12 protein-coding genes are annotated in these 9,902 nt (G+C 60.4%); 5 read left to right on the top strand and 7 right to left on the bottom strand.

Translation table 11 applies throughout. The features are described from left to right. Positions 1–40: 40 nt before the first annotated feature. Together FBZ97_RS26000 and FBZ97_RS26005 are read right to left on the bottom strand one after the other, a co-directional pair. Positions 41–292, bottom strand: a complete 252-nt coding sequence (locus tag FBZ97_RS26000) for an exodeoxyribonuclease VII small subunit (RefSeq protein ID WP_069613731.1) — start codon at positions 290–292, stop codon at positions 41–43. Between the two features lie 2 nt (positions 293–294). After that, positions 295–1,236: a histone deacetylase family protein gene (locus FBZ97_RS26005; RefSeq protein ID WP_113353895.1), complete on the bottom strand. Its 942-nt coding sequence runs from the start codon at positions 1,234–1,236 to the stop codon at positions 295–297. 167 nt (positions 1,237–1,403) lie between these two features. Here FBZ97_RS26005 and FBZ97_RS26010 point away from each other — a divergent pair, with 167 nt between their 5' ends. Further along, positions 1,404–1,805: a thioesterase family protein gene (locus FBZ97_RS26010; protein ID WP_113353896.1), complete on the top strand. Its 402-nt coding sequence runs from the start codon at positions 1,404–1,406 to the stop codon at positions 1,803–1,805. A 7-nt stretch (positions 1,806–1,812) separates the two neighbouring features. Here the strand turns inward: FBZ97_RS26010 and FBZ97_RS26015 are convergent, their stop codons facing one another. Genes FBZ97_RS26015 through FBZ97_RS26025 form a run of 3 tightly spaced genes read right to left on the bottom strand, consistent with a single transcriptional unit; the run spans position 1,813 to position 3,678 of the window. Continuing rightward, the gene (locus FBZ97_RS26015; RefSeq protein WP_145322728.1) at positions 1,813–2,370 is read right to left on the bottom strand and encodes a biotin transporter BioY; all 558 of its coding nucleotides are present in this window, start codon (positions 2,368–2,370) and stop codon (positions 1,813–1,815) included. 28 nt (positions 2,371–2,398) lie between these two features. Next, a complete protein-coding gene (locus FBZ97_RS26020; protein ID WP_145322730.1) occupies positions 2,399–3,001 on the bottom strand; it encodes an energy-coupling factor transporter transmembrane protein EcfT in 603 nt (200 codons plus the stop codon). Next, positions 3,001–3,678 carry an energy-coupling factor ABC transporter ATP-binding protein gene (locus FBZ97_RS26025; RefSeq protein WP_145322732.1) on the bottom strand — a complete coding sequence of 226 codons (678 nt, stop codon included), beginning with the start codon at positions 3,676–3,678 and terminating at the stop codon, positions 3,001–3,003. Before FBZ97_RS26025 ends, FBZ97_RS26020 begins: the two co-directional genes overlap by 1 nt. 107 nt (positions 3,679–3,785) lie before the next feature. Between FBZ97_RS26025 and FBZ97_RS26030 the strand changes: the two genes are divergently transcribed. The 3 genes from FBZ97_RS26030 to FBZ97_RS26040 all read left to right on the top strand — a co-directional run bounded on the left by FBZ97_RS26030 (position 3,786) and on the right by FBZ97_RS26040 (position 6,731). Next, positions 3,786–4,976 (top strand): winged helix-turn-helix domain-containing protein, encoded by a 1,191-nt coding sequence (locus FBZ97_RS26030; protein ID WP_186449547.1) that lies wholly within the window; start codon positions 3,786–3,788, stop codon positions 4,974–4,976. Between the two features lie 75 nt (positions 4,977–5,051). Next, positions 5,052–6,110, top strand: coding sequence for a dipeptidase (locus tag FBZ97_RS26035; protein WP_145322736.1), 1,059 nt, complete (start codon positions 5,052–5,054; stop codon positions 6,108–6,110). 75 nt (positions 6,111–6,185) lie between these two features. Further along, positions 6,186–6,731, top strand: coding sequence for a GNAT family protein (locus tag FBZ97_RS26040; RefSeq protein ID WP_145322738.1), 546 nt, complete (start codon positions 6,186–6,188; stop codon positions 6,729–6,731). A 96-nt stretch (positions 6,732–6,827) separates the two neighbouring features. Here FBZ97_RS26040 and ribB read toward each other — a convergent pair whose 3' ends face one another. Together ribB and aroC are read right to left on the bottom strand one after the other, a co-directional pair. After that, complete coding sequence (gene ribB / locus FBZ97_RS26045) at positions 6,828–7,931, bottom strand: 3,4-dihydroxy-2-butanone-4-phosphate synthase (RefSeq protein ID WP_069613738.1); 1,104 nt, start codon at positions 7,929–7,931, stop codon at positions 6,828–6,830. 10 nt (positions 7,932–7,941) lie between these two features. Continuing rightward, a complete protein-coding gene (gene aroC / locus FBZ97_RS26050) occupies positions 7,942–9,039 on the bottom strand; it encodes a chorismate synthase (RefSeq protein WP_113354078.1) in 1,098 nt (365 codons plus the stop codon). Between the two features lie 309 nt (positions 9,040–9,348). On the opposite strand from aroC, the gene FBZ97_RS26055 reads away from it, so the two are divergent. Next, positions 9,349–9,609, top strand: a complete 261-nt coding sequence (locus FBZ97_RS26055; protein WP_015339036.1) for a DUF1344 domain-containing protein — start codon at positions 9,349–9,351, stop codon at positions 9,607–9,609. The last annotated feature ends 293 nt before the right edge of the window (positions 9,610–9,902 follow it).

The raw sequence follows: 9,902 nt of genomic DNA on the forward strand, positions 1-9,902 counted from the left end.
GACTCATGGCGATTCCGGTAGGCGCGTGCAGCCGCACGCCTCACGCGCCATCCAGCGCTTCCGTGCCCTGCGGCTTGCCTGCGCGGTCGAGCCTGATCTTCTCGATACGGTTTTCCGCAGCCGAAAGCAGCGCCTCGCAATGCTTCTTCAGCGCTTCGCCGCGCTCGTAGATGGCGATAGATTCATCCAGCGCCACATCGCCGCGTTCGAGCCGGGCAACGATGCTTTCCAGCTCCGCCACGGCCTTCTCGAAGGAATAGCCTGATACATCTGCCTTGGCGTTCTCGCTCATCGTCAACCTTTCATCATGCGTAGAATATGCATCCCCGCCGACTCGGCGAGACCTTCCAGATCATAGCCGCCTTCGAGCAGGCTGACGACCCGGTTCTTGGCGCTGCGGTCGGCAACCTCGAGCAGTCGCCCCGTCGCCCAGTCGAAATCCTCGCCCGTCAAGTTCAGCTGCGCCAGGGGATCGCGGTGATGGGCATCGAAGCCCGCCGAGATGATGATGAGGTCGGGCCGGAAGTCGGTGAGCGCCGGCAGCACGCGGGACTTGAAGGCCTCGCGGAAATGATCGCCGCCAGTATTGGGCGAAAGCGGCGCATTGACGATGGTGTTGTGCGCGCCGCGTTCGTCCTTCTTGCCCGTGCCGGGATAGAGCGGCATCTGGTGGGTGGAACAGAAGAGCACGGACGGATCGTCCCAAAAAATGTCCTGCGTGCCATTGCCGTGATGCACGTCCCAGTCGACGATGGCGACGCGCTCGGCACCATGAGCCTTTTGCGCATGGCGGGCAGCGATCGCGGCATTGTTGAAGAAGCAGAAGCCCATGGCCTTGGTCTTCTCGGCATGGTGGCCGGGCGGCCGGGCCGCGACGAAGACATTGTCGGCCGCACCGGAGAAGACGTCGTCGACCGCCGCCATGGCGCCGCCGACGCCATGCATGATCGCCTGCAGCGTCTTCGGGCTGGCATAGGTATCCGCCTCGATCTGGTTGATCTCGCCCTCGTCACCTCTGTCCGGCATCGAACGCAGCACGAAATCCAGATGCTCCTCGGGATGCGCAAGCAGGATCGCATCCTCATGCGCGGGCGGCGCCTTTCGCCGGTCCAGCCTCTCGAAATTTGGATGCTCCAGCGCAATGTTCAGCGAGCGAAGCCGGTCCGGTCGCTCCGGATGGCCAGGAGGAACGATGTGTTCAAGAAAGATCGGATGTTCGTAAAGACGTGTGCTCATGGGGCCAATCTATAAACGAGGTATGACGCCTATTACAGGACATGGACAATGTCACTACAATGTCAACAATCCATCTTAACCACTTTGAAGTGGCGCCGTTTACTTATCGAGGCGCGGTGTTAAGCTTTCATTAAGGTCAGTACGGCGTCGGCCAGGGTTGTTGCGTGATGGCGAGAGTAGAACGATCCGATGTCATCGAGGTAAGGGTGCCGCCGCGTGATGTCGACCGGCACGGCCAGATGTTTATCGCCTCCTACATCTCGCAAGCCGAGACCGCACTCTCCAACTTTTGGCGCACGCGGCCGCTGGTCGACGACGAGCCTCTCTATATTGCCAAGAAGGCATCGTGCTCGCTGCACCGCGCCCTGCACTATGACGACCTTGCCCGTTACTCGATCAGCGTCAACAAGATTGGCGGCAAGTCGATCGGTTTCGTTGTCGCGGTTGAAACTGGCAACGAATTGGCAGCGGAGGTGGAAATCCTCTGGCTCGCGGTGCGTGGCGATGAGCATGACCCGGTGCCACTGCCGGAAGACACGCGCGACTGGCTCTACAAATATCTGGCTTAGTCTCGATTTAGCTCCGCTGCGGCAGAAGCGGATAGCCGACCATGACAGCGCGGCCGACCAGGGCTGCGACGACGGCCTTGATGACATCGCCCGGCACGAAGCCCAGGGATCCGATAAACGCCTTGCTGAAACCGATATTGATGGCGAGCCAGGCAATGCCGAACGCGTACAGCACCACCACCCCACCGATAACAGCAGCGATGAAGAAGCCGACACCTTGAACCAGGCCGCTCTGTTCCGGCTTGACCAGTCGTTCGGAGAGATAGCCGGCGATGAAGGCAGCGAAGATCCAGCCGACGAAGAAGCCGGCTGTCGGGCCGGCAAAGACGGCAAGGCCGCCGCGGCCGCCGGAAAGGACCGGCAGGCCGATCGAAACAAGCACCACTACCAGCAGCACCGCGATCGTCCCGCGCTTGGCGCCGAGGACGACGCCGGCGAGCATGACGCCGAGCGACTGGGCGGTGATCGGAACCGGAATGATGCCGATGGGGATCGGCGGCAACAGGCCGAGCGCCACGATGATGGCGGCAAACAGCGCCGAGAGGACGAGATCGCGGGTGTTCATGGCGGCTCCTTCCGAAAAAGACCTATGTTCATTGACGCCGAATGCCCCGCGCGTCAATCGCCGCCGCAATATTGTCCGCATCGCGCAGCGTCAGGATGATGAGCGGCGCGAGCGTGGTTGCCAGGCGAACCTTGATCCCGCGCGCCTGATGCGCTTCGCGGATCGCATGATAACGATCGAGGATCTCGGGGACGAAACGAATAACGAGGCCGATCGCAAGTCCGATATCGGCGGCCTTGAGCAAGCCGATCTTTTCGAGCGGCATGGCAAGCGCGGTAATTTCATCGATAAAGGCGGCCATCGAGGTCGTGGCCGTCACCGTGGCGGCGAACATTGCCAGCGCTGTCAGTCTGAGCGCCGTGACGATGGCGGCGTGAAGCGGGCCGACGAGCGCTGCGAAAATTGCGAGCACGGCAATCGAGATCAGGATCGGCCGCAGCCGCTTCAATGCTTCTCCGACCGGCAGACCGCTGCGAAGATAAAGGGCGGCGCCGACAAGGCTTGCGCAGGCAAGCACCGCGATGGACTGCGTCAAGAAAAGCAATATGCCGAATGCGGTCAGCGCCAGCAGCTTCACGCGCGGCGAAAACCGGTGCAGCCAGGTATCGACATCGACATGCAGCGTCTGCATCAGCCAGCCATCTCCCTGTAGCGAGCGATCGCTTCCTCTGCCGGAGCGTCGGCGACGAGCCGGCCTTGATCGAACAACAGCACCCGCTCGAAATCCTCAAGCAGGGGCAGATCGTGGCTGATGACGATGACGCTTTCCGGCAGCCCCATGATGGTCTTCTGCACCAGCGCCCGGTTCCTAAGGTCGAGCTGGTTCGTCGGCTCGTCCAGAATGAGGATATCCGGGCCGGTCACCAGCACCGAGCAAAGGGCAGCCATCTGCAATTCGCCCCCGGAGAGCTCATGTGCCCGCCGCGCGCCGAGATGGCTGACGCCAAAACGGCCAAGAATGCCCTCGACCGCCGCATCGATCTGCGCCTTGTCATATCCGCGCGCCTTGAGGCCGAAGGCGATGTCGTCGCGCACAATGGGCAGGATGATCTGGTTTTGCGGCGACTGGAAGATATAGCCGACCTTGCCGAGCACCTTGGCGGCATCGCCGACCGTGTCGAGCCCATCAACCACGACGCGCCCCGTTGTTGGCTTGACGAGCCCGTTGATCAGCCGCGCGAAGGTCGTCTTGCCGGAACCGTTGAGGCCGATCACCCCGATGCGGCGCTCCTGAAGCGTGAGATTCAGAGGAAACAGCGCAGTGCGCTTGCCATAATCGACGCCAGCGGTTTCGAAGCGGATGTCCAAGCGGCTTTCCTGTTCGGTAGTGTGATCGCGGAGCTATAGCGCATTGCATCGAATTATCAAATCGACGCCTCTTTGAAAGCATGGGAATTTATGCCTATGATCCCGTAATGACGAATCTGCTCTCGAATCGTGACGCCCGCCGCGTGTTCCTTGCCAAGCAGGGACTTGCCAATCCGCCGAACCGCGCCTTGACCAAGGCGGGGCTGCTGCAGCTCATCCACGATATCGGCTTCGTGCAGGTGGACAGTATCGCCACCGTCGAGCGCGCCCATCACCAGATCCTGTTTTCGCGCAACCAGACCTATCGGCGTGAACATCTGACCGAACTCTTGGAGAAGGACGGTGCACTCTTCGAGAACTGGACGCATGATGCCTCCATCCTGCCGAGCGCCTTCTTCGTCTATTGGAAGCACCGCTTCCGCCGCGAGGATGAGGCAATCATCGCACGCTGGCGCAAATGGCGCGGGGAGGGCTTCGAGGCGGCTTTCGAGGAAACCTACGAGCGCGTGCTGAAGAACGGCGCGATCACCGCCCGCGAGGTCAAGGCGGAGGATCATGTCTCCGGCGGCTGGTGGAATTGGCACCCAAACAAGACGGCGCTCGAATATTTCTGGCGCACCGGCAAGTTCGCCATCGCCGGCCGCACTAATTTTCAAAAGGTCTACGACCTCGTCGAACGTGTCCTTCCGGCCCATTTCCATGAGCCCGAAGTGGAGCATGACGAATTTGTCGACTGGGCTTGCCGAAGCGCGCTGCAGCGCCTCGGCTTTGCCACCTCGGGCGAAATCGCCGCCTTCTGGGATCTGGTCACGCCGCAGGAAGCCAAGAGCTGGGTCGAGACGCATCGAGACGAATTGACCGAAGTACTGATCGAGCCCGCCGCCGGCGGCAAGCCGCGCTCGTCCTTCGCCTTCCTCGATTTCCATGACACGCTCGACAGTCATGCCGAGGCACCGGCGCGCATCCGCGTGCTGAGCCCCTTCGATCCGACTCTGCGCGATCGCAATCGGACCGAACGTCTCTTCGGCTTCTTCTACCGCATCGAGATTTTCGTGCCCGAACCGAAGCGCGAATACGGCTACTACGTCTTCCCATTGCTGGAGGGCGACCGGTTGATCGGACGGATCGACATGAAGGCCGACCGCAAGGCGGGGACGCTCGATGTCAAACGCCTGTGGCTGGAGCCGGGCGTCAAGGCATCGGCCGGCCGGCTGGAGAAGCTGGAAGCGGAGCTGGAACGTGTTGCCCGTTTCACCGGCGTCGAGAAGGTCGTATTTCTCGACGGCTGGCGGGGATGACCGACAGTTCTTTTTCAGGAAATCGGCGCTGAGTGGCATCAGGGAGACTGCCGCTCATTTTGGGATCGAGATCGCATGAACACTGTTCGGATTTTCGATGGGCATAATGATGCGGTCCAGTTCATGCTGGATTACAAGCCTGACGGCCGCGATTTTTTGGCCCGGTCTGAGGCCGGACATCTCGATCTTCCGCGAGCACGCGAAGGCGGCCTGGTCGGCGGGTTGTTCGCTATGTACGCCGCGCCAGAGCACGAGCCCGTAGATGATCTGACGATCACGCATGATGGTTACGAAGTTCGTTATGCCGAGGCTCTGCAGCTGGATCATGCGCGCCGGCAAATCGACGGGCAGCTTGCTGCCATAAAGAAGCTGATCGGACGCTCGGGCTGTAAAATCCGTCTGGCAACGAGCGTCAGCCAGCTTGAGGCGGCACGACATGCCGGTGTCTTTGCCGTCGTGCTCCATATGGAAGGCGCCGACGCCATCGGCCCCAATCTCGCCTATCTGGATAGCCTCTATGATGCCGGCCTTCGATCCCTGGGCATTGTATGGAGCCGTCCGAATATCTTCGGCTATGGCGTACCGTTCGCCTATCCGAGATCGCCCGATACGGGACCTGGGCTGACGGATTTGGGAAAGAATCTGGTCCGAAGATGCAATGAACTCGGGATCATGATCGACGTTTCCCATCTGAACGAGCGCGGATTTTGGGATGTCGCCGCATTGAGCACCGCTCCGCTTGTGGCCACGCACACCTGCGCCCATACCATATGTCCATCGACCCGGAACCTGACCGATCGGCAATTGGACGCGATCCGCGATACGGGTGGCGTCGTTGGGTTGAATCTTGCCGTCAACGATATCCGCGCGGATGCCAATCTTGACGAGGATACCCCGCTCGAAGCGGTCGTTCGCCAGATCGACTATCTCAGCGCCCGCATCGGCGCGGATGGGGTCGCGCTTGGATCGGATTTCGATGGCGCCGTCATGCCTCGTGAGATCGGAGACGCAAGCGGCTTGCCGCGGCTCGTGGAGGCCATGCGCCAAAGCGGATTCGATGAATTAACCCTGCGAAAATTCGCCTATGACAATTGGCTTCGCCTATTCGATGCCACATGGCCGGATCGATCGTAAGCTTTGTCACCCCCCTTGAAGGGACATAACTAACAGAGTCCAATAGGCAGAAGAACACCCGAAGAGGAGAGTTCGTTGTCGTCGCTGATTCTAAAAGGCCGCAATGTTAGGCTCCGCCCGCCATGTGCCGAGGACGCCGATGTGCGCTTCGCTTTAGGTACGAATGCCGAGATCGCGGAGATGTATGGCGTTAACAAGGAGGACATCGAGCCCATCACCCGGGAGGGCACAACGCGATGGGTTCAGGGCCTTGCCGATCAGCCTCATGCCTGGGTTATCGAAATCGACGGCGTCTTTGCCGGCATAATCCGATTGGACAACGTCAATCGCCAGGACCGACGCGCGACGATGGCAATCGGGATCTATAATCCGGCGCTGCTTGGTAAAGGCTTTGGCACGGAAGCGATCACTCTTCTGCTGGATCATGCCTTCGGCGAGATGAGACTGCATCGCATCGGAATACGCGTGCTCGCCTACAACGAGCGCGCCATCCGCGCCTATGAAAAATGCGGCTTCATCGTCGAAGGGAGGGAGCGGGAGACCGCTTACGTCAATGGCCGCTGGCACGACGACATCATGATGGGCCTGCTGGATCGCGAGTTTTCGGCACCTCGCCTTTGAGGGGGCGGTCACGCGCAGCGCGCGGGTGGAATGACCCATGAGTGCCGTCAGACATCACCCCACCCAGACCCCTCCTGCTCGAGGGGAGGACAAAGATCAGCAGATCTCCGTCTTGGCAATCTTGATGCCGAACCCTTCCAAGCCGACATAGTGCCGTTCGCGGCTAGTGAGCAGCTTGATCGAGCTGACGCCGAGATCCTTCAGGATCTGCGCGCCAAGCCCGATTTCCAGCCATTCGCTGTCGCGCGCCTGTGCCTCGGCGTGGCTCTCGCGCTCGGCCTGACGCGCCTTGCGACCATTGTCGAAATGACCGACACCGACGGAGCCTTCGCGCAAATAGACGATGACGCCCCGGCCTTCCTCGGCGATCTTCTTCATGTAGAAATCGACCGGACGGCGCTTGCCGAACAGATCCTCGGCGACATTTTCCGGATGCAGTCGAACCGGGATATCGACGCCGTCGCGAATATCGCCGAAAACGACGGCAAGATGCTGCATCGGGTCCCAGGGCAGGGAATAGGTATGGGCGCGCGCCTTGCCGAACGGTGTTTCGATGTCGAAGCTGGTGCCGAGCTCGATGAGGGTTTCCTTGCGCTGGCGATAGGCGATGAGGTCGGCGACGGAAACGAGCTTCAGCCCGTTCTGCTCGGCGAATTCCACCACTTGCTGGCCGCGCGTCACCGTACCGTCATCATTGACGAGCTCGCTGATGACGCCGATCGGCGGCAGGCCGGCAAGCTTGCAGAGATCGACGGCGGCTTCCGTATGGCCCGAACGCATGAGCACGCCGCCTTCGCGCGCAACCAGCGGGAAGATATGGCCCGGACGAACGAAATCCGTCGGCCCGACATTCGGATTGGCGAGGTTTCGAACCGTCAGGGTCCGGTCGTCGGCGGAAATGCCTGTTGTGGTGCCATGCTTGAAATCGACGGAAACGGTGAAGGCCGTCGTATGGGCGGAATCATTTTCCGCGACCATGGCGTTGAGGTTGAGCCGCTTGGCCTCCTCGCGCGGCATCGGCGTGCAGACGATGCCGGACGTGTGCCGGACGATGAAAGCCATCTTGTCCGGCGTGCAGTGAACGGCGGCAACGATCAGATCGCCTTCGTTCTCGCGGTCATTGTCGTCCATGACGACGACGATCTCGCCGGCTTCGAAAGCCCTTATGGCATCGACAACACGCTTCTGGTCGTAAGACATCTCGAAGTTCCTACCTCTGCTGGCCCGTCTGGCCGCGATCCCTCAGATAATGATCGGCAACGGCGCAGGCGACCATCGCCTCGCCGATCGGCACGGCACGAATGCCGACGCAAGGATCGTGGCGGCCCTTGGTGCGGACATCGACATTGTTGCCATCGGCATCGATCGACTGGCGTTCCGTCAGGATCGAGGAGGTCGGCTTGATGGCAAAGCGCGCGACGATGGGCTCGCCGGTGGAAATGCCACCCAGGATGCCGCCGGCATGATTGGACAGGAAGATGCGCTTGCCGTCATTGCCCATGCGCATGGCATCGGCATTTTCCTCGCCTGTGAGTTCAGCGGAGGCGAAACCCTCACCGATTTCGACGCCCTTGACGGCATTGATCGACATCAGCAGCGAGGCGATATCCTGGTCGAGCTTGCCATAGATCGGAGCGCCGAGACCGGCCGGCACGCCTTCCGCCACCACTTCCACCACGGCACCGATCGAGGAGCCGGCCTTGCGGATACCGTCGAGATAGTCTTCCCAAATAGGCACGATTTCGGGATCAGGCGCAAAGAACGGGTTCTGATCCACCTGCGCCCAATCCCAGTTGGCACGGTTGATCTTGTGCTTGCCGATTTGCACCAGCGCGCCACGGATCGTCACGCCGGGCACTACGAGACGGGCGATGCCGCCGGCAGCGACGCGCGCCGCGGTTTCGCGGGCTGATGAGCGGCCGCCGCCGCGGTAGTCGCGAATGCCGTATTTGACGTCATAGGTGTAGTCTGCATGGCCGGGGCGGTAACGCCTAGCGATCTCGCCGTAATCCTTCGAGCGCTGATCGGTATTCTCGATCAGCATCGAGATCGGTGTGCCGGTCGAGATCATCGTCTCGCCGTCCTCGTCCGTCATGACGCCCGACAGAACCTTGACGAGATCGTCCTCGCGCCGCTGCGTCACGAAGCGCGACTGGCCCGGCTTGCGCTTGTCGAGCCAGGTTTGAATGTCCTGCAGCTTGAAACGGAGGCCTGGAGGGCAGCCGTCGACGACGCAGCCGAGCGCTGGACCGTGGCTTTCGCCCCAGGTGGTGACGCGGAAGAGGTGACCGAATGTATTATGCGACATGTAAAACGACCGGATTAGCGCAGCCTGACCGACAGGCCGCGTCTTGTCTCTTGCAATTTCGGCCCACTCATAGGCCAAAATGCCGACAAGACAAAATCTTTCTTTCACTTGCCTCGGAAACGGCGACCGGCCCTTTTTCCTACTCAAGCACCGGCATGGTAAACAAAGATTAATCCGAATTGTGGATTGTGACGAAGCATTCACCATTTGGGCGGGCGAAGTCATTATTGGGGGCAACTTCCGCCATATTCGACGTGTTTTCTAGACCGCATAAGAAATCATAATCAATTTACCTGAAGGGTGACGACGATGCGCTTCTTTGTAGCGACGCTTTTGGCCACGGCAAGCCTGCTTGCTCCTGTCGCCGGTTTTGCTGAAAGCGCCGATGTCGAAGCCGTCATCAAGAAGGTCGACGCGAAGAACTTCAACATCACGCTGGATGACGGAAAGAGCTATCAGGTGCCGGAGGATTTCGATTTCAGTGGCCTGCAGGCCGGTGTGAAGGTGGTGGTCTTCTATACGGAAGTCGACGGCAAGCGCGTCGTCAACGATCTCGATATCGTCCAGTAGATAGCGCTGCCGCCGGGCAGCCGGCGGTCTTGGACGGTTTTCCCGCCTTCAAGGTGATTATTCTTCTTCGCTCGCTCCCAAATCACGCAGCCATCCGCGCCCGAAGCGCATCGCGATCTTTCGGATTCGCTTCTTGCGCTTTAGATCTTTGATTTGGGTATGTCATTGTCCCAAACCGCTGCACACTTCTGCGCGACATGCTTGTCTTATGACTGTGCCTGCTTCTTGTGAGAAAAAGAAGCGCCGGAGAGGACGGCCATCCTCTTCCGGCGATGGGGGATGGATCGGAGACG

It is taken from the genome of Rhizobium sp. ERR 942 (assembly GCF_007828395.1).
Taxonomy (GTDB): Bacteria; Pseudomonadota; Alphaproteobacteria; order Rhizobiales; family Rhizobiaceae; genus Rhizobium; species Rhizobium dioscoreae.

Coding starts and splice junctions, on each gene's coding strand:
- FBZ97_RS26000 (WP_069613731.1), bottom strand. CDS start 292: ATGAGCGAGAACGCCAAGGCAGATGTATCAGGCTATTCCTTCGAGAAG.
- FBZ97_RS26005 (WP_113353895.1), bottom strand. CDS start 1,236: ATGAGCACACGTCTTTACGAACATCCGATCTTTCTTGAACACATCGTT.
- FBZ97_RS26010 (WP_113353896.1), top strand. CDS start 1,404: ATGGCGAGAGTAGAACGATCCGATGTCATCGAGGTAAGGGTGCCGCCG.
- FBZ97_RS26015 (WP_145322728.1), bottom strand. CDS start 2,370: ATGAACACCCGCGATCTCGTCCTCTCGGCGCTGTTTGCCGCCATCATC.
- FBZ97_RS26020 (WP_145322730.1), bottom strand. CDS start 3,001: ATGCAGACGCTGCATGTCGATGTCGATACCTGGCTGCACCGGTTTTCG.
- FBZ97_RS26030 (WP_186449547.1), top strand. CDS start 3,786: ATGACGAATCTGCTCTCGAATCGTGACGCCCGCCGCGTGTTCCTTGCC.
- FBZ97_RS26035 (WP_145322736.1), top strand. CDS start 5,052: ATGAACACTGTTCGGATTTTCGATGGGCATAATGATGCGGTCCAGTTC.
- ribB (WP_069613738.1), bottom strand. CDS start 7,931: ATGTCTTACGACCAGAAGCGTGTTGTCGATGCCATAAGGGCTTTCGAA.
- aroC (WP_113354078.1), bottom strand. CDS start 9,039: ATGTCGCATAATACATTCGGTCACCTCTTCCGCGTCACCACCTGGGGC.
- FBZ97_RS26055 (WP_015339036.1), top strand. CDS start 9,349: ATGCGCTTCTTTGTAGCGACGCTTTTGGCCACGGCAAGCCTGCTTGCT.